This is a genomic window from Rhodococcus sp. NyZ502 (genome assembly GCF_041464245.1).
In the GTDB taxonomy this organism is placed as follows: Bacteria; Actinomycetota; Actinomycetes; order Mycobacteriales; family Mycobacteriaceae; genus Rhodococcus_F; species Rhodococcus_F qingshengii.
Map to the genome: position 1 here is coordinate 5831714 of NZ_CP167155.1, position 16777 is coordinate 5848490.

Annotated in this window: 21 protein-coding genes; 12 read left to right on the forward strand and 9 right to left on the reverse strand. The window is 61.7% G+C overall.

Annotated elements, in window-relative coordinates; all coding sequences use genetic code 11:
* Positions 1 to 72: 72 nt before the first annotated feature.
* Positions 73 to 489 carry a hypothetical protein gene (locus ACBG85_RS27020; protein WP_003943077.1) on the reverse strand — a complete coding sequence of 139 codons (417 nt, stop codon included), beginning with the start codon at positions 487 to 489 and terminating at the stop codon, positions 73 to 75.
* A gap of 145 nt (positions 490 to 634) precedes the next feature.
* Here ACBG85_RS27020 and ACBG85_RS27025 point away from each other — a divergent pair, with 145 nt between their 5' ends.
* Positions 635 to 1108: an SRPBCC family protein gene (locus ACBG85_RS27025; protein ID WP_064688140.1), complete on the forward strand. Its 474-nt coding sequence runs from the start codon at positions 635 to 637 to the stop codon at positions 1106 to 1108.
* Positions 1109 to 1162: 54 nt separating this feature from the next.
* Here the strand turns inward: ACBG85_RS27025 and ACBG85_RS27030 are convergent, their stop codons facing one another.
* Positions 1163 to 1834 (reverse strand): cation transporter, encoded by a 672-nt coding sequence (locus ACBG85_RS27030; protein ID WP_207624041.1) that lies wholly within the window; start codon positions 1832 to 1834, stop codon positions 1163 to 1165.
* A complete protein-coding gene (locus ACBG85_RS27035; RefSeq protein ID WP_007730375.1) occupies positions 1834 to 2178 on the reverse strand; it encodes a helix-turn-helix transcriptional regulator in 345 nt (114 codons plus the stop codon). The genes ACBG85_RS27030 and ACBG85_RS27035 overlap by 1 nt, the downstream gene beginning before the upstream one ends.
* Positions 2179 to 2302: 124 nt before the next feature.
* Here ACBG85_RS27035 and ACBG85_RS27040 point away from each other — a divergent pair, with 124 nt between their 5' ends.
* Positions 2303 to 3073 (forward strand): acyl-[acyl-carrier-protein] thioesterase, encoded by a 771-nt coding sequence (locus tag ACBG85_RS27040; RefSeq protein WP_003943026.1) that lies wholly within the window; start codon positions 2303 to 2305, stop codon positions 3071 to 3073.
* Here ACBG85_RS27040 and ACBG85_RS27045 read toward each other — a convergent pair.
* Positions 3064 to 3660 carry a CHAP domain-containing protein gene (locus tag ACBG85_RS27045; protein ID WP_003943124.1) on the reverse strand — a complete coding sequence of 199 codons (597 nt, stop codon included), beginning with the start codon at positions 3658 to 3660 and terminating at the stop codon, positions 3064 to 3066. The two genes, ACBG85_RS27040 and ACBG85_RS27045, sit on opposite strands and share 10 nt — an antisense overlap.
* Positions 3661 to 3791: 131 nt before the next feature.
* On the opposite strand from ACBG85_RS27045, the gene ACBG85_RS27050 reads away from it, so the two are divergent.
* The 4 genes from ACBG85_RS27050 (at position 3792) to ACBG85_RS27065 (ending at position 6992) form a co-directional block, all read left to right on the forward strand.
* Complete coding sequence (locus tag ACBG85_RS27050) at positions 3792 to 4307, forward strand: toxin-antitoxin system HicB family antitoxin (RefSeq protein WP_007730367.1); 516 nt, start codon at positions 3792 to 3794, stop codon at positions 4305 to 4307.
* Between the two features lie 65 nt (positions 4308 to 4372).
* Complete coding sequence (locus tag ACBG85_RS27055) at positions 4373 to 5248, forward strand: DUF4097 family beta strand repeat-containing protein (protein ID WP_219467144.1); 876 nt, start codon at positions 4373 to 4375, stop codon at positions 5246 to 5248.
* Positions 5249 to 5262: 14 nt separating this feature from the next.
* The gene (locus ACBG85_RS27060) at positions 5263 to 6204 is read left to right on the forward strand and encodes an ATP-binding cassette domain-containing protein (protein ID WP_372025503.1); all 942 of its coding nucleotides are present in this window, start codon (positions 5263 to 5265) and stop codon (positions 6202 to 6204) included.
* Positions 6201 to 6992: an ABC transporter permease gene (locus ACBG85_RS27065; protein ID WP_054780764.1), complete on the forward strand. Its 792-nt coding sequence runs from the start codon at positions 6201 to 6203 to the stop codon at positions 6990 to 6992. The genes ACBG85_RS27060 and ACBG85_RS27065 overlap by 4 nt, the downstream gene beginning before the upstream one ends.
* Here ACBG85_RS27065 and ACBG85_RS27070 read toward each other — a convergent pair.
* Positions 6947 to 7741: a 2-phosphosulfolactate phosphatase gene (locus tag ACBG85_RS27070; protein WP_050655014.1), complete on the reverse strand. Its 795-nt coding sequence runs from the start codon at positions 7739 to 7741 to the stop codon at positions 6947 to 6949. The two genes, ACBG85_RS27065 and ACBG85_RS27070, sit on opposite strands and share 46 nt — an antisense overlap.
* A gap of 12 nt (positions 7742 to 7753) precedes the next feature.
* Complete coding sequence (locus tag ACBG85_RS27075) at positions 7754 to 8581, reverse strand: transglutaminase domain-containing protein (RefSeq protein ID WP_372025505.1); 828 nt, start codon at positions 8579 to 8581, stop codon at positions 7754 to 7756.
* An 88-nt stretch (positions 8582 to 8669) separates the two neighbouring features.
* Between ACBG85_RS27075 and ACBG85_RS27080 the strand changes: the two genes are divergently transcribed.
* Complete coding sequence (locus ACBG85_RS27080) at positions 8670 to 9683, forward strand: ABC transporter substrate-binding protein (protein ID WP_372025507.1); 1014 nt, start codon at positions 8670 to 8672, stop codon at positions 9681 to 9683.
* On the opposite strand, the gene ACBG85_RS27085 is transcribed toward ACBG85_RS27080, so the two are convergent.
* Positions 9658 to 10950: an MFS transporter gene (locus ACBG85_RS27085; protein WP_372025509.1), complete on the reverse strand. Its 1293-nt coding sequence runs from the start codon at positions 10948 to 10950 to the stop codon at positions 9658 to 9660. The two genes, ACBG85_RS27080 and ACBG85_RS27085, sit on opposite strands and share 26 nt — an antisense overlap.
* A gap of 132 nt (positions 10951 to 11082) precedes the next feature.
* Between ACBG85_RS27085 and ACBG85_RS27090 the strand changes: the two genes are divergently transcribed.
* Complete coding sequence (locus ACBG85_RS27090) at positions 11083 to 12204, forward strand: endonuclease/exonuclease/phosphatase family protein (RefSeq protein WP_075834751.1); 1122 nt, start codon at positions 11083 to 11085, stop codon at positions 12202 to 12204.
* Here the strand turns inward: ACBG85_RS27090 and ACBG85_RS27095 are convergent.
* Entirely contained in the window at positions 12175 to 13254 is a 1080-nt protein-coding gene (locus tag ACBG85_RS27095; protein WP_054780762.1) for an alpha/beta fold hydrolase, read from the reverse strand. The two genes, ACBG85_RS27090 and ACBG85_RS27095, sit on opposite strands and share 30 nt — an antisense overlap.
* Before the next feature lie 106 nt (positions 13255 to 13360).
* On the opposite strand from ACBG85_RS27095, the gene ACBG85_RS27100 reads away from it, so the two are divergent.
* Positions 13361 to 13963 (forward strand): TetR/AcrR family transcriptional regulator, encoded by a 603-nt coding sequence (locus ACBG85_RS27100; protein WP_207624043.1) that lies wholly within the window; start codon positions 13361 to 13363, stop codon positions 13961 to 13963.
* Here ACBG85_RS27100 and pip read toward each other — a convergent pair.
* Positions 13951 to 14910: a prolyl aminopeptidase gene (gene pip / locus ACBG85_RS27105; RefSeq protein ID WP_007730337.1), complete on the reverse strand. Its 960-nt coding sequence runs from the start codon at positions 14908 to 14910 to the stop codon at positions 13951 to 13953. The genes ACBG85_RS27100 and pip overlap by 13 nt on opposite strands.
* 101 nt (positions 14911 to 15011) lie before the next feature.
* On the opposite strand from pip, the gene ACBG85_RS27110 reads away from it, so the two are divergent.
* The 3 genes from ACBG85_RS27110 to ACBG85_RS27120 all read left to right on the forward strand — a co-directional run bounded on the left by ACBG85_RS27110 (position 15012) and on the right by ACBG85_RS27120 (position 16770).
* A complete protein-coding gene (locus ACBG85_RS27110; protein ID WP_003942982.1) occupies positions 15012 to 15470 on the forward strand; it encodes a hypothetical protein in 459 nt (152 codons plus the stop codon).
* Between the two features lie 4 nt (positions 15471 to 15474).
* Positions 15475 to 16071 (forward strand): hypothetical protein, encoded by a 597-nt coding sequence (locus tag ACBG85_RS27115; protein WP_007730333.1) that lies wholly within the window; start codon positions 15475 to 15477, stop codon positions 16069 to 16071.
* A gap of 84 nt (positions 16072 to 16155) precedes the next feature.
* On the forward strand, positions 16156 to 16770 hold the full coding sequence (locus ACBG85_RS27120) for a TetR/AcrR family transcriptional regulator (protein ID WP_030536169.1): 615 nt from the start codon (positions 16156 to 16158) through the stop codon (positions 16768 to 16770).
* Positions 16771 to 16777 lie beyond the last annotated feature (7 nt).

Below are 16777 nucleotides of genomic sequence, written 5' to 3' on the forward strand. Positions count from 1 at the left end.
GTCCCACGCACGAGCGATGGTCCCGACCGAGTCGACTCGGTCGGGACCAACTGCTCTCGGGTTGTTCGGTGCCTAGACTCTGTCCCTGTCCCAGGTCGCGACCGCCCAGATCACAACGACATCGAGCGCGATGACCAGGATCGACCACAGTGGGTAATACGGCATCCACAAGAAGTTGGCGATGATCGAGAGCGACGCAATGACGATTGCCGCCGCCCTGGCCCACACTGCACCGGTGAAGAGGCCGAGGGCCACCACGATCCCGATGATGCCCAAGATGATGTGGATCCAACCCCACGTCGTGATGTCGAACTTGTACGTGTAGTTGATACCCACGACAAACAGATTGTTGTCGGCAACGGCCGCGATGCCCTGAAGCAGAGCGACAATGCCTGCGGTGAGCAGCAGAATTGCTGCTGCAAACGTCGTACCTACCGCGAAACCCTGCCGGACAGGGTGATTCGCGGGTTCCCGCGGTGGAGCAGTCATCAGCGTTCCTTTCGACAGAATGCACTTCCCTTACTCAGTCTCGAGGGGCTGGAAGGCGAAAACATCACCCGTCGCGGATGAACCGCAGGTCACCGACCCGTACCCGTTTGCCGGGATCGCAAACCAATGTTGGCAGACTGGCACTGTGCAACACACCGTAGTCGTGATCACCGATATCTATGCTCCACCGGCGGTGATCTTCGATCTCGAACTCGACATGGACGAACACTCGGCCTCGCTCCGCGCAACAGATGAGGTGGCAGTCCCGAGTACGGGTAGATCGACGCTGGGAGAGGGCGACGAGGTGTCGTTCACTGCTCGGCATCTCGGGTGGAGATTCTCGATGACAAGCCGGATCACGCAGTACAACCGTCCGTACTCGTTCACAGACGAGCAGGTCCGCGGCCCGTTTGCCGCAATGCGGCACGAGCATGTCTTCGACGTTCAGCCGGGTGGGTGGACGCGGATGCATGACCGCTTCACGGTTACGGCCCCCTTCGGGGCGCTCGGACACCTGGCGCTGAGGTTGGCTGTCGGCCCGTATCTGCGGCGCCTTCTCGAGCAACGCGCCGCGCACATCAAGGGCCGCGCAGAAGTCGGCACGCCTTTCATCGAGTGAACACCCGCTCTGACGCACCGCAGCGAGTGCTCACTCGACAAAACCTGTGTTCACTCAGCAGCAGTCGCACTCGTCACCGCTCTCGGGCACAGCCACAACCGGGCAGCACGGATCGCCCTTCCACGCGTTGATGCCTTCTTTCACCGCGATGACGGCGATGACCAGTGCAGCAATCGGATCCGCCCACGACCAGCCGAGTACCGAATTGAGCAGCAAACCGACCAGCAAGACCGCAGAAAGGTAGGTACAGAGGAGCGTCTGCTTCGAATCCGCGACCGCCGACAGCGAACCCAACTCCCGACCGGCTCGGCGTTGCGCATAGGACAGGGCCGGCATGATCGCCAAACTCACCGCAGCCAAGAGTATTCCGACGCTCGTGTGCTGAGCTTCCCCCAGACCGAACAGCGACCGAATCGCGTCGAACGAGACATACGCAGCGAGCCCGAAGAACGAGAATGCGATCACTCGCAGTGCCGCCTTCTCACGGCTCGTCGGATCCGGCGCCGAGAACTGCCAGGCAACAGCTGCCGCCGAGGACACTTCGATCACCGAATCGAGGCCGAAACCGAACAGTGCTGCGGACGACACCCGTGTGCCCTCCGCCAGCGCGATGATCGCTTCGACGACGTTGTAGCTGATCGTGATCGCCACGAAGATGCGAATTCTTCTCGACAAGAGCGCACGCCGGTAAGTCGAGAGCCCGACACCGTCAACGGGCGCAACCATCAGCAGCACCCCTCTGATTCGCTGTCCGGGCAGTACGACGGATCCACCGCGAGTACGACCCCGAGCAGGTCGTCGAGGGCCCGACCGATATGTACATCGGCGAGTTCGTATCTGGTCCGGCGCCCTTCCGGGACGGCCACCACCAAGCCACAACCGCGCAGGCACGCCAGATGGTTGGACAGCTTCTGCCTGGTCACAGCCAGCGTTTCAGCGAGGTCGGACGGATACCGCGGTGCGGTCTTCAGTTCGAGCAGTATCCGTGTCCGAGTCTCGTCGGACAGTGCATGCCCGAACCTCGCAAGCACCGCCACGTTGGTCACCACATCTACGCCCTCGATATCCATACGTGCGACAGTACATCGAAAACTGGATTCAGAAAACGATGAACTCCGATGGTTCAAGATCCCACCATCGGGTAACGCAAGCGTGAAGCCACCCAACCAAGCGAACACCGGGAGCCCACATCCGATGAACCGTACAAAAGTCGACGACCACGTAGCGATGGCCGAACTACCGACAACCGGAAGCATCTTCCAGGCCTCGTGGCCGGTGCGTACGGGTGACATCCACACCGACAAACAACTGCGCCTCGACGCGATCGCGCGCTACCTCCAAGACGCGGGCTTCGACAATCTCGTCGACCGCGGCGCCATGGATACACACCCGCTGTGGATGGTACGAAGAACGGTGATCGATGTACTCGAACCGGTCGTCTGGCCGGATCGAGTTCATCTGCAGCGCTGGTGTTCAGGCCTGTCGAACAAGTGGTGTTCGATGCGAGTTCGCATCAGATCCGATGGCGGCGGGTTGATCGAAACCGAGGCGTTCTGGATCAACATCGACCCGAAGACGGGAATGCCGGCATCCATCAGTGAGAAGTTCACCGCCGCCCTGGCATCAACGGCCGTGGACCAGCATCTTCACTGGCGTCGGTGGATCGACCCGACCCCGGACACGACGCCGTCAGCGGATACGCCGTTCCCGTTGCGCTCGAGCGATTTCGACCCCTTCGATCACGTGAACAACGCAATCTACTGGCAGCCCGTGGAAGATGCGCTGCCCGACAGATTACGAAGCGGGCCCTTTCGCGCGATCCTCGAGTACACCCAGCCCATCAAGAGAGGTGAGCAGGTGAGCGTGCGAACCGGCACGAACACGCTGCACATCGACGCAGGCGACGAGGCACGTGCGTCGGCGCGGTGGTTCGCCTTGTCTCCGAAGAGCAACGATCAGGGGTGAAGTTTTCCGAATCCCACGACGGCAGAGTCGGATTGCCAGTCCAGATCATGAACCCGCACCTTGCCGAACTCGTTGCCGCCAACCGTGATCGCAGAGTTGCCGTCCACTGCCACAACGATGTTGGTGTGCTGACCGACCCATCTCGAACTGTCGTAGATCACCACATCACCCACATTCGGGGTGTACCCGCTGCCGTTCTCGGCGTACGCGCCGATCCCTTGGTAATACTCCTGCAAGGTGTACACCCCCGGGATGCGCCAACTTCCGGAGTTCGGGTTGGACAACGGTCGACCCGCTTCCCTCATGATCCAGCTGACGAAGTCGGCGCACCACTCTTCGTCGATGCCGTCGGAATAGAAGGTGCCCGGACGGTCCTGCTCATGCTCGGATTGCAGTAGCTCGAGCACCCGACCTTGATCCGACGTGAGCGCACTCGCGTCCACCGCCGGGAACTCAGCCGTGTCCCAGGGCAGGTACCGCGATGGTGCGACCGCGACGACCACCACCCCAACCACGATCACGACGCCGAGCACCCCGGCAATCCAGAGCACGATGCGGCGTCGGCGGTTCGATTCGGCAGGACTCACCCCTACGAGTGTGCCAGCCTGCCGCGGACCGAATCGCCAACCACCCCGATGACCTGGCAATTCTCACCAAATTCACACGAATGTGCCACCAAACTATTGCGGTGGCACCAAAGTGGTGCCATAGTGATGCCATGGACTTGACACCGTACGTAGACAACCTTCGCCACGAACTCGCGGTGGCGGCCGAAGCAGGCGGAGAAGACGCAAAGGCACTCGCCGATCGTTTGACCGCACCGCTGGAATCAGCAGTGCGACTCACCCTTCTCGACGCATTGTCTGCGGCAGCCGCCGAGATCACGCGTGACCTCGCCCCGGGTTCGGTGGACCTGCGCCTGCGGGGACGCGAACCCGAATTCGTGGTGGCACCAGCCATCAGTGAACCGGTTCCAGCCCCCGTCGAAGAGGACCCGACTCCGGCACCGCGCCCCGTCACGGAGTCCGACGACGCCTCGATGACTCGAATCAACCTGCGGCTGGGGCAAGACCTCAAAGACCGGATCGAGGCGGCGGCCCGGGAAGCCGGTATCTCCGTCAACGCGTGGCTGGTTCGCTCGGCTGCAACGGCTCTGGAAGGCGGCGCGAACAGAAGCACTCCGAGACAGCGCACGTCCCAAGGTTCCGAAAGCTTCAGCGGCTGGGTGCACTGACACCGGCTTCATCTTTCGCACCACCCTCTTTCATCAACCGAGACAACCTCATCGGGAGTATCACCATGCCTACATTCAGCACACCTGACCCCATCACCTTGAACTTCGACGTGGCAGTCGCACACATCCGGATCACGGCGAGCAGCCGCAACGACACTGTCGTGGAAGTGTTGCCCAGCAACTCGTCTCGCGAGGTCGACGTTCGAGTCGCCGAACAAACACGCGTCGAATTCGCAGGTGGCCGGCTGCAGATCAAGACTCCGAAACAGCGCGGCCTCGGCATCTTCGGGAAGACAGGATCTGTGGACATCTCCGTTCAGCTTCCCTCCGGCTCGGAACTCGAAGGCACTGCCGCAGTTGCCAACCTCCGTAGCGAAGGCACTCTCGGACGATCACGGGTGAAGGTTTCCGCGGGCGATTGCACACTGGAAACCACCGGGCCGCTCAACGTCAGCACCGGGGCCGGCGCGATCATCGTCGAGCACGTGGCCGGTGACATCGACACGAGCACCGGGTCCGGAAGCATCCGCATCGGCCGCGTCGACGGCAACGCGGAGGTCAAGAACTCCAACGGCGACATCAACATCGGCACGATCACCGGCGCACTGAAGGCGAAGACCGCCAACGGCAGTGTCGCCGTCGAGCACGCCGAATCCGACGCGAGCGCCGCAACCGCCAACGGCGACATCCGTTTCGAGACCATCGAGAGTGGAGTCGTATCCGCCAAGACGGCCGCCGGGCGAATCCATATCGGCGTTCGATCCGGAACCGCCGCACGATTCGACGCTCATACGTCCTTCGGCCGCGTCGACAACCAGATGAATGCCACGCACGGACCGGCTTCGACCGAACGCCGGGTAGACGTCCGGGCGCACACCAGCTACGGCGACATCGTCATTCGACGTTCGGAGCCTCGAGAAGAATCCAACAAGAAGATCTAGCGAAAGGAACGCTGATGTCCCGTAAACCAGCCATCACCGCGACGGGCCTGAAGAAGGCCTACGACGACAAGACGGTACTGGACGGAATCGACATCTCCGTCGACCGCGGAACCGTCTTTGCGCTCCTCGGCCCCAACGGCGCCGGCAAGACCACCATCGTGGAAATTCTCTCGACCCTCGTTCCGGCAGACGGCGGCAACATCCGCATCGCCGGGTACAACCCTTCCGACGATCCCGACGCGGTGCGTTCGCGCATCGGCGTCACCGGGCAGTTCTCAGCGGTCGACGACTATCTGTCCGGTGAGGAAAACCTTCTCCTCATGGCCGACCTGCACCATCTCGGCAAGGGCGAACGTCGAACGCGCACTGAAGAACTCCTGAAGAAGTTCGATCTGATCGACTCCGCGGACAAGCTGGCGTCGACCTACTCGGGCGGCATGCGTCGACGGCTCGACCTGGCAATGACGTTGATCGGGCGGCCGGAGATCATCTTCCTGGACGAACCCACCACCGGTCTCGACCCCCGGAGCCGACGCACCATGTGGCAGATCATCCGGGAGTTGGTCGAGGGCGGTGTCACCATCTTCCTCACGACCCAGTACCTCGAGGAAGCTGATCAACTGGCCGACCACATCGCCGTCCTCGATCAGGGACGGATCGTCGCCCAAGGTACGGCAGCGGAACTCAAACGGCACATCCCCGGCGGCCACATTCGTCTTCACTTCTTCGACCGAGATCAGCTCGATTCTGCTGCAGCTGTTTTCGACGAATCATCACGTGACGATGCCGCCTATGTCCTCCAGGTCCCCAGCGACGGGGGTGTCCGCTCGCTGCGCTCTCTTCTCGACCAACTCGACGCTCACTCGATCGACGTCAAGGAACTCTCCGTGCACACACCCGACCTGGACGACGTGTTCCTGACTCTGACCGCCACCGAAAGGACCGACGCGCGATGACCACCATGACGCTTGCCTATCAGGACTCGAAAACCATGCTGCGTCGCAGCATTCGACACATCCTTCGATATCCGTCGATGACGGTGATGCTCGTCGGAATGCCAGTCGTTTTCCTACTGCTGTTCGTCTACGTGCTCGGCGGAACGCTCGGGAACGGCCTCGGCCCCGGCGGTGGCGGTCGAGCCGAGTACGTCAATTACGTTGCACCGGCGATCATTCTGATGACCGTGGCATCAGCGGCACAAGGTACTGCCATCTCCGTCGCAACCGATATGACCGCCGGGATCATTGCACGATTCCGAACGATGGCGATCACGCGCACGTCCGTCCTGACCGGTCACGTTCTCGGCAGCCTCCTTCAGACGATCGTGAGCCTCGTTGTCGTCATCGCCGTAGCGATAGCCGTCGGCTTCCGGCCCACTGCAGGCTTCGTGGAGTGGGCCGCGACGTTTGCACTCCTCGTCCTGGTCTCCATCGCCATGATCTGGTTGTCGGTCGCCTTCGGCCTCGTCAGCAAGAGTGTCGAGACGGCCAGCAACCTTCCAATGGTGTTGATCCTCTTGCCGTTCCTGGGAAGCGGCTTTGTCCCCACCGACTCGATGCCGACCGTGTTGCGATGGTTTGCCGAGTATCAGCCGTTCACTCCGATCATCGAGACTCTTCGAGGACTTCTTCTCGGCGAAGCCATCGGGAACAACGCGATACTCGCGATCGGATGGTGCGTCGCAATCACCTTCCTCTCCTACCTCTGGGCGCGGAGTTTGTTCAACCGACGCCCGGTGCGCTGACCTCGAAACACACGATCTTCGAGAACAGGTACGGTGTCGCTGTCGTCGAGTTCCGAGGCGATGGCGACGTCGTGTGGAAACCCCATGACGATCAACTCGCGCCCTGAGGCGCAGTCCCGTAACCGTTCCTCGTACGAATCCGACACCGCCGTCCAGGCAGTCGCCGCCATCTGCGCCTCGGGCGATGGGGACCCTTCCCAACCAGTCGCGGTCAACGCCGTGACAACCGCACCGGCGCCCCACAGATCCTCCACCGCCGGACGCAACTCTCCACCGGGCCACTTTTCACCGGACGCGACTATCGCAACCCTCGATCTCGAACCATGTTCGTGCACAATCCAATCCGCGACGGCGGAAGCGTTCCTCAACGAAGCGCCGACACACACCGCAACCTGAGATGCCAACGCAAACGCGATAGTCGACCCGTTCGGCGACGGCAGCACCAGCCGACTCGACACCTCGGCTTCGCGAATCGTCTTGGGAGACAGACTGATCTGACCCTCCGCGGCTACGCTCCGCCTCACCGCCAGGACCGCATCGGCATCACGCGCGTAATCGACCGCGCGCTCGTCGTTCCAGGAAAAGGGAAGTACGTCGATTCCCGCGTCGGCGGCAACGCTCAGCGTCGTCGTGAACGAGAGAACGTCTACCACCACTGCCACATCGACGCCGGCAGCAATCGCTTCGGCGCCGCGCAACCCCCAGTCGAATCGAAGTCCGTAATCGAGTTGGCGATGCTCCGGATTCATCGCACCAGCATCTCAGAAACGAATCAGCTTGTCCGGCACGCGCAAGTCATCGTGCTCGTACAGTGCTCGCACGGCAACGGGATCGTCGGCGGCGCACACCGCGGCGACATCGTCCAACAGTAGGTCGTAGTCGGCGCCTGTCTTTCCGTCGTAGGCGTCCGTCATACGACCCCACTCGTCCCACGGCAGAGTTTCGACCTTGTTCATCGCGGCGAGATCCTTCACAGCGTTGCCTCGGATCTCGGCCGGCCCCCAGTTCTCGGTGCCGTACACCCCGAACTGGGACGCGTCGATCTCGCCGCGTCGATATGCCAGCCACGCCTCACCACCACTGAGGAATTCTCCCGGCTGCAGGTTATGGGCGTGAGGAAGGACGTTTTGTCCGAGGATCTCGGAATCGATGCGGATCCACCGCTTGCCGGCGTCGTCCCAGTACTCGGTGATCCAGTGGTCCACGCCCTGTCCCGGTTGAAAGTAGGTGGCAAAACCACAGCGGACGCGAGCGGCAATTCCGCGATAGCGCAGAAACGCACAACTCAAAACAGCAAAGTGCCGACAGGTTCCGACGAGCCGCTTGTCGGGTTCTCGGGCGGAGGTCACCGGTGCCGGATCGAGCGCAAGCAGGCGTTGGAGCAGAACGCTTACCGGCCGGATTTGGTTTTCGTCGAATCGGTCGGCAGGCAGATTCAGCGACTGAGCATCGGTGGGTTGGACCACCAGGTACGGCACTACCCGGCATATTTTCACGGGGTCGGTGGAGAGCGACTCGAGGGCGAGCATGTCCACCCCGTCGATGCGGGTGAACGGTCCTGCTGATGTGTAGTCGAGAACCGCCGTCATGGGCGGAGGTTAACAAACACTGCCGACACAGCAACTCCACTATGGTTAGGGTCCCATAACCATGAAACCCGAGGTTGCCGTGAACCCTATGTTGAGCCGCCGTGCCATGCTGTCCGTCACCTTCGCAACAGCAGCCGGTTTCGCCCTTGCTGCCTGTGGCGACAGCGCGAAGGACGAATCCACTCCCGGCACCGAAGGTGCTCACGCCGAGGCCAACGCCTTCCCGGTGACGATCGACCACAAGTTCGGCTCCACCACCATCGAGCAGGCACCCAGCCGCATCGCAGCGGTCGGTATCGGCGACGCGGACGTTTTGCTTTCCCTCGGGCTGACGCCCGTCCTGGTCCCGGTGTGGAAGGGATCGACCGACGACGGAATCGGCGTCTGGGCCGACTCCGCAGTCCAGGGCGCCGAGCCGACGCCATTGGCCAACGCCACCACCGATTTCGACATCGAAACGATCGTGGCTGCAGCGCCTGACCTGATCATCGCCGTCAACAACGCGATCGACGAGGATCTGTACAAGCAGCTCAGCGCCATCGCGCCGACGGTGCTGCACGCCGCCGATCAGACGGATTGGGTTCTGCCCTGGCAGGAAGTCACGACCCGCATCGGTACGGCTGTGGGCGTTCCCGCGCAGGCAAAGAAGGCGGTCCAGGAAGTCGAAGACCTCATCGTTCGCACCCGCGCGGAGAACCCCCAGTTCGAAGGCAAGACAGCAGCTCTCGTCATTCGCTGGAGCGACGGAAATCTGCGAGCGTTCAGCCCCGAGGCAGCGCGGGCTCAGCTGCTCACGCAATTGGGATTCACGGCGCCTGCCGCACTGAAGGATCGGTTCGCGGGCAAGCTGAACTACGAGATCTCCGCCGAGAACTACGACCTCCTCGAGTGCGACTACCTGCTCTTCGACAACTACGAGAAGGCTCGCGCCGAGATGGAGTCGCAGCCGGCGTTCACCAATCTGAACGTGGTCGAGACCGGAGGCCTGATCAGCTTGGACCCCATCGTCAGTGACGCGGTGTCCATGCCGAACCCACTCACCATTCCGTTTGTGCTGGAAGATTTCGTCGCAAAGATCAATCAGACGATCGCTGGTCGATAACTTTCGTTCGGCCTGACCACACCCACAACACCACAGCCGACACGGCCACGCAGAGCGCAACGATCACCCATGGTGACGCCGGCGCTGCGTGGCCGTTGTCGACGAGGTCGTACACGAATCCGACTCCCACGGTTCCCAGGAGCGCGAGCAGACCGCCGATCGTGTTGAGCATGCCGAAGTGCGCTCCGAGGTTGCTTTCACGACCGAGGATCGCGATGGTGTCTCGCATCGGCGGCACCATCAACATCTGTCCCAGGTGCAGCAGCCCGATCCACACCGCCAGACCGACTATCTGCGTCGACGCCGAAGCTGCAGAGTCGACGCCGGTGACCAGCGGAACCAGGAACGACACCGAAATGAGCACAAGCCCGAAGGTGATCGCGCGCCGATGCCCGATGCGGTGGGCAACCGCGACCGTCGGTCCCTGCCCGACGATCACCAACACCGCCGCGCCCACGTAAAACCATCCCAGCGCCGACTGCGAACCGATTCCGCGCTCGAGCTGTTCCGGAAGCATCAGGTACAGCTGGCTGTACGCAACCAGCTGAAAACTGCAGAGCGTCGCGAAGAGCAGAAAGTTGTTGTTGGTCAGGACACTTCGCCAGACGTCGCGCAGCGTATAGGTCGACACCGGGCCGTCGTGGGCATCGCCCGGTCGGGGGAACCAGATGAAGAACCCGACCCACATGATCGCGAAGAGCAACGCGGCGCTCGACGCCATCCACGAGAACGGAAACATCAGGAGAGCAGCTCCCAGCGCCGGACCGATCACTGTTCCCAGGCGGCTGCACATCTGTTCCACTGCAAACAAATCGGTACGACGCATAACTCCGGCGGACTCGAGTTCGCGTCCGTACTCCGCGTTGGCCGACTCCACTGCGGGCGCGAAGAGCGCGGCAGCAAAGCCGACCAGGAGCACGCCGACGATCACGGCGCTCATGCTTTCTGCCAGACCGAGCATCAGAAAACCGACTACACGAACGGCTATGCCCAGCAGGATGATCGGACGCTTGCCGAACCTGTCGGCGAGGCTTCCACCGATGAAGAACATGCCCTGCTGACTGAACATCCGCAATCCGAGGACGAGGCCGACAATCCAGGCCGCAAATCCGAGGTCCTCCGAAAGGTGCACCGCCAGAAAGGGGACAACCAGATAGAACCCGATGTTGAACAGCACCATCGAGAGGAGGAGCAGCTTCACCACCGGCGGCAGGACACGAACCTTCGCGAAGGTCTTGTTACCGGGGAAACGCTCACTGAGTACCACGATCAGAAGACTATTGCCCGCACGGCGTTCTGTGGAAATCTGCCATTTTACAATTGGTTAACTGTCCGTTTAGGTAGCGATGGTAATCATCTTCCGGGGGTTCGAGCACACGACAACGAGAGCCGGGATTTGATGAATGGATTGACGCGCCGCCAGATGGTCAAGGCGATGGCGGTAGCCGCGGGCACAGTCACCGCGAGCGCATTTACATTGGGTGCCAATACCTCCGTCGCGGGGGCGAGCCCCGCGCAGGAGATCAAAGTGCTCTCCCTCAACACCTGGCACGGCGGAACCAAGATCAACGGTGGCCTGCAGCTGATCGCCGACATGATCATCTCGACACAGGCGTCGATAGTTCTCCTGTCGGAAGCCGGCACTGCGACAACTGCATTGGCCGACATGCTGACCAAATCAGGAACCACCTTCTACGGAGCAGCGTCCTCCGACGTGGGGATTCTCTCCAAGTTTCCGATCGAGGAAACAGCCGACCTGAACTCGATGATCAAGGCAGTCGTGACGGTCGACGGCAAACAAATCGCTGCTTACTCGGCACATCTGGCCTACACGTCCTACGCGACGTATCTACCGCGCGGATACGGCGCGGGTGTTCCCAAGCCCGGAGAGTTCTCCGAGTTCGGCTGGAACAAGATGCCGTCCGGTCCGGTCACGGACCCCGAGACGGTTCAGCGCGTGAACATCAATTCGGGACGACCCAAGGCAATTTCGACGTTCGTCGACGATGCGGCAAAAGAACGGGCCAAGGGCAGATCCGTCATCCTCGGTGGCGATTTCAACGAACCGTCGGCCCTGGATTGGACCGACGGCACGCGAAATCTGTTCGACCACAACGGTGTAGTCGTTCCTTGGGAATCCACCCGCCTGCTCGACCAAGCCGGATTCGTCGACGCTTACCGCAGTAAGTACCCGAACCCGGCCACACACCCGGGCTTCACCTGGCCGTCCGACAATCCCGACGTCGACACCTCACAGCTCACCTGGGCACCCGAGGCAGACGAACGCGATCGGATCGACTACATCTTCGCCGATCGCGCTTCCGACCTGAAGTTGGGATCTGTCGGGATCATCGGCCCGCGAAAGACGATCGTGCACAACAAAAGAGTGGAGGAGAACTCCCAGGACAACTTCATCGCTTCACCGACGCCGTGGCCGACCGATCACAAGGCCGTTCTTGCGACGTATCGTTTTGCCAGCTTCGGCGGCGGATCATCTACCGGTTCGTGGAGCGGTTCCTGACAGGGCATCTCGTAGCCAGTCGATCATCATCGGCGTCAACTCGGGCAGCTTGGTCACTGCGCAGTGCCCCGCATCCGGGATGACGTGTACCTGCGTGTTCGGGCGCTCCTCGAAGAGAGTGGTGTCCGAGAGCGGGATGTGAACGTCGTCGGCCCCGTTGACCACAAGCATCGGGGTCCGGCCGTCGTCGGCGGTCATCAAGACACTGCGATCGAAAGCACGCAGACCCTGTACCAGCGCCTCTTTGGTTGCCGGGGCATCGAAACCCAGTGCGTTTCCGACGATGTCGCCCATGCCGTAGACCAGGCGCTCGGCGTTCGCGGTCTCGAACGCGCCCTTGACCGGGGCGCCGATGTTGATCACCGCATCGACGGCGCCGGTCAACCCCGAGCGCACGGCGAAGTTGCCACCGAAGGAGACTCCCAGGTGCGCCACCTGCCCGTTGCCGAGAGCGCGAGCCGTCGATACGAGCCCGTCGATCACCTCGTCACCGAAAGCATCGAGAGGAACCGGTGATTCACCAGTTCCCGGCTGGTCGAAAGCGACAACAGTCACCCCGGCGTTCTTCGCGAACGCACTGACCAACGGATGCATGTCCATCTTCCAGCCGTCGACGCCGCCGCTGAGCAACAGGACGGGTGCATCCTCGTACCTCCCGTCCACGGAGAGAATGTGCACCGGTAGCTCGATCTCGCCGGATCGGTAGGGCAGGGACAGGATTCGACGCTCGAACTCGAGCCCGAATCCCGGTGCTGCCTTGACGTATTCGTCCACCTGATTCTGCAGGGCCCGGCGCCGCGAATCGTTGGCCAGGACGGGGAACTTGGCGATTCCGTAGATCATCGCCGCGAGTGAATGATTGCCGGCCGCGGAGTACTTTGCTGCCAACGCCGACCACTCGTACGACCAACCACCCGGCGCGTCGGCCCAGGTCGAGTGGATGGACGCGCGCAGTTCCTCGAGATCCGAGACGGGGAGCCCGAAGCTCAGAAACTGTCCTGTGCGCTCTTCGAAGAGGCCTCGGTGATCGACAGGAAATTCGTATGACATGGGAAAACACCCCTCAATTCATCTCTAATGCAACGATCAGTTGCATTAGCTCAGTGAACCACGTGCCTCCAGCTAACACAACACCTTGTTGCGATAAGGTTGACTCATGACTTCGACACCACAACGGCCCGGAGGGCGTAGTGCCAGGGTGCGCGAGGCCGTCCTGGCAGCCACGGCGGCCGAATTGTCCGAACGCGGATTCGCCGCGATGACCATCGAGGACATAGCCACCCGCTCCGGAGTCCACAAGACCACGATCTACCGGCGGTGGAGCACGCTGTCCCAGTTGGTGGCCGACGCGGCCGTCGAGGTATCGGCAACCACCGTCCCCATCCCGGATACCGGTTCCATCGAATCCGACCTGCGCGAGATGGCCAGATCGATAGTCGCACTGGTGACCAGCGAGTCAGGCGGCGCGTTGGTGGCTGCACTGTTCTCCGATGCGGTCCGCACGCCCGAGGTCGCGAGACTCAAGCGCGAGTTCTATTCCGCACGTTACGAACTGGCAGACATCGTCGTTCGCCGAGCAGTCGAGCGCGGGGAGATCTCCGAGCAGGTCTCGGCCGCTGATCTTCTGGCGGCCGTCGCCGCACCCATCTACTATCGCCTGCTGGTCGCCGATCTACCCGTCGACCAGTCGGTTGCCGATCGTGCTGCTGCCGGCGCGCTCGCTGCGGCCCGCGCCGGGGCACTCGATCAGGCCGAATGAGCCAGTGAATTCAGCGCTTCCACGATTGCCTCGTTGAATCCGCTGCCGCCATGCCCGGCGCCGTCGAGTACCACCAACTCACTACCCGGCCAACGCCGGTGGATCGCCCAGGCAGTGTCGAGTGGCCCGGAAATGTCATACCGTCCGTGCACGAGAATCGCGGGAATCTCAGCGAGACGGTCCATTCCGTCCAATATCTGATTCGGCGCCAGGAAGCAGTCGTTACCCCAGTAATGCGTAACCAGCCTGGTCATCACCCGGCGGAAGTCCGGATTCTGGTATCGAACACTCGGAGTCCACCCCGGCATCAGCGACACGTGCACGTCTTCCCAACGGCACCACTGCAACGCGGCATTCTCGCGCACAACAGGATCCGGATCGGCAAGCAGTCGCGCGTACGCCGCGGGGAGGTTTCCGTCACGCTCGTCCACCGGCAACGGCGCCACGAACTCTTCCCATTCACGCGGAAATACCCGGCCCATGGCACGGGTGATCCACTCGATTTCGACCCTCGTCCCGCCGGTGATCGCGCCCAGGGCCATCGCTTGCACCCGCGCGGGAAACGCCTGCGCGTACACCAGACCCAAACTCACGCCCCAGGAAAGTCCCGTCACGATCCATCGCTCGATACCGAGATGCTCACGAAGACGCTCGATGTCTTCCACAATGTGCGCCGTGGTGTTCACGGTCAGATCGACGTCCGGACTGCTCGCTAGCGGAAGACTGCGCCCACAGCCTCGCTGATCGAACAGAACTGCGCGAAAGACTTCGGGATCGAAGAAACGCCTGGCGCCGACAGTGCATCCCGAACCGGGACCGCCGTGGAGGTAGAGAACCGGAATGCCCGCAGGATTGCCGACTGTCTCCCAGTACAGACTCTGACCATCCGCCACTTCCAACAGACCGGACTCGTACGGTTCGACGGGCGGGTACAGGACAGCAGTCATAGGCGGTGATTCTTCCATCAAGCTGCCTACTCGAGTAGGCAGCACGCGGCCGAGCAATGGCCTAGCGTGGACGGGACACCACTGCGACGGGAGTACACCAGATGCGTGATGGGTTCAGGTTGCCGGGATACGGCGGCGCCGCAGTCTTCCTTCGCAGTCATGCGGTTCCCGCCACTGTCTTCGAATCCGACGTACCCACACTCGTTTTCGACGTCGGGCTGCTCAGCCCCGACCGCTTCAATCAGTATCTCAGCCGACATACGGACGACGGATTCGTCGAACGGCTGGCGGCGTTCTTCTTTCACGCGGCCGCAGACTTCCATCCCGAGAAATCGCTTCCGGCGTTCACCGACGAACGACTCGGGCTGATGATCTCGGTCTGTTCCAGCACCGATCGAGAGGTGGAACTCGACTTCTCACTCGCCGAAGATCCCGAATCGGAGGACACCGAACGCGACGAGATGACCTTCGAGACAAGCCGAGTCGTCCTCGCGACCTCGGCGCAGACGGTTTCTCGACTGACCGGTGGAGTAACCACCCACTTCGACGGGGAGTTGTAGAGACATGGGTTTTCTCTTCGAGGTTCTCGATTTTCCCGAAGGCAGTCGGATGACCGATCTGTGGAACAACACATGGGCTGAGCCGGCAATGGGCGAGGAGATTGCCTCCGGCCACTTCATTCATCTGGGCGACGATCAACACGTCGACGTGGAGACCGATTTTCTCAGTAGCCACCTACCGTTCAACGTGGCAGGCTTCGGTGGAGTCTTTCCCGACGGCAAACCTTGGATGTTCGTCATGCAGAAGGCGCCGGCGGACCTCGCGACCAGGCTTCGCGGCGAGGACGATCCGCACTCACTTCTGCGCGGATCACTCGACCGCGCCATGTCTTTCAACCCTGATGCACTGGTGGCCGAGGAATTGTCCTGGAGGCACGCCGATCTGGTGAAGGTGTACGAGGAAGAGGGAATCCCTGCGGTATCCGTCGCGGGTTGGTCGGTTGCGGATCTCCTGCGTGGCCTCTTGGCGCAGTGTTGCAACGTCGAACTTGCCGCCGTCGTCGCCGGATACCCAGAGTGCGCCTATCCCGAATCGGCGCATGCGTGCGAAGCGGACGTGTTCTCAGACGTGTTCGCCGGTTGGGTCAGCGGACTGCGGTGATGTGACGGAGGAGACTCCACCCTCCCGATATTTCGGAGTAGACTCATTTATGAGCGTGATCCGAAATGGAACGAGGTGAGCGGGATGACGAAGCCGGACCAAGAGCTGGGCCGTCGCGAACGCAACAAACTCGAGAAGCAGACACGCATCTTCGACGCCGCTGCCGAACTGTTCGCGGAAAAGGGCTACAGCGCAGTCACAACTCAAGAAATTGCCGACCGCGCCGATGTAGCCGGCGGCACTCTCTTTCGTTACGCCGCAAGCAAAGCCGAGTTGCTGCTCATGGTGTACAACGCGGAATACCGCAAGCAGATCGAATTGGGAGAAGAGCGTGAAGCCAAGTCGACCGGCACAGAAGATCGTGTGCTCGAGCTGGTTTCACCCCTGCTGATCGCAAGTCGCCGAAACGACGAGAACACCGGCATCTACCAACGCGAGGTGTTGTTCGGTGAGCCCAGCGAGTGTTTCCGGGCCGAAGGCCTGGAACTCTCGCAGCGCCTGCAAACGCGGATTGCGCAAATCTTGCACGAGGCACACCCCAACCACACCACCCGAACCACCACTGCAGCGCGAACGATTTCCAACGTGCTGCACTTCGAAATAGCCCGCGCGGCATTGGACCGGATCACGGCTGACGAACTCACGAACATCGTTGCCGCACAGGTCCGATTGACGCTTGCCGGACTACCCACCGAATAGGATTGAG

Bases quoted from the DNA above. Each gene is read 5' to 3' on its own strand.
- ACBG85_RS27020 (WP_003943077.1), bottom strand. From the start codon at position 489: ATGACTGCTCCACCGCGGGAACCCGCGAATCACCCTGTCCGGCAGGGT.
- ACBG85_RS27030 (WP_207624041.1), bottom strand. From the start codon at position 1,834: ATGGTTGCGCCCGTTGACGGTGTCGGGCTCTCGACTTACCGGCGTGCG.
- ACBG85_RS27035 (WP_007730375.1), bottom strand. From the start codon at position 2,178: ATGGATATCGAGGGCGTAGATGTGGTGACCAACGTGGCGGTGCTTGCG.
- ACBG85_RS27040 (WP_003943026.1), top strand. From the start codon at position 2,303: ATGAACCGTACAAAAGTCGACGACCACGTAGCGATGGCCGAACTACCG.
- ACBG85_RS27050 (WP_007730367.1), top strand. From the start codon at position 3,792: ATGGACTTGACACCGTACGTAGACAACCTTCGCCACGAACTCGCGGTG.
- ACBG85_RS27055 (WP_219467144.1), top strand. From the start codon at position 4,373: ATGCCTACATTCAGCACACCTGACCCCATCACCTTGAACTTCGACGTG.
- ACBG85_RS27060 (WP_372025503.1), top strand. From the start codon at position 5,263: ATGTCCCGTAAACCAGCCATCACCGCGACGGGCCTGAAGAAGGCCTAC.
- ACBG85_RS27065 (WP_054780764.1), top strand. From the start codon at position 6,201: ATGACCACCATGACGCTTGCCTATCAGGACTCGAAAACCATGCTGCGT.
- ACBG85_RS27070 (WP_050655014.1), bottom strand. From the start codon at position 7,741: ATGAATCCGGAGCATCGCCAACTCGATTACGGACTTCGATTCGACTGG.
- ACBG85_RS27075 (WP_372025505.1), bottom strand. From the start codon at position 8,581: ATGACGGCGGTTCTCGACTACACATCAGCAGGACCGTTCACCCGCATC.
- ACBG85_RS27080 (WP_372025507.1), top strand. From the start codon at position 8,670: ATGTTGAGCCGCCGTGCCATGCTGTCCGTCACCTTCGCAACAGCAGCC.
- ACBG85_RS27090 (WP_075834751.1), top strand. From the start codon at position 11,083: ATGAATGGATTGACGCGCCGCCAGATGGTCAAGGCGATGGCGGTAGCC.
- ACBG85_RS27095 (WP_054780762.1), bottom strand. From the start codon at position 13,254: ATGTCATACGAATTTCCTGTCGATCACCGAGGCCTCTTCGAAGAGCGC.
- ACBG85_RS27100 (WP_207624043.1), top strand. From the start codon at position 13,361: ATGACTTCGACACCACAACGGCCCGGAGGGCGTAGTGCCAGGGTGCGC.
- pip (WP_007730337.1), bottom strand. From the start codon at position 14,910: ATGACTGCTGTCCTGTACCCGCCCGTCGAACCGTACGAGTCCGGTCTG.
- ACBG85_RS27110 (WP_003942982.1), top strand. From the start codon at position 15,012: ATGCGTGATGGGTTCAGGTTGCCGGGATACGGCGGCGCCGCAGTCTTC.
- ACBG85_RS27115 (WP_007730333.1), top strand. From the start codon at position 15,475: ATGGGTTTTCTCTTCGAGGTTCTCGATTTTCCCGAAGGCAGTCGGATG.
- ACBG85_RS27120 (WP_030536169.1), top strand. From the start codon at position 16,156: ATGACGAAGCCGGACCAAGAGCTGGGCCGTCGCGAACGCAACAAACTC.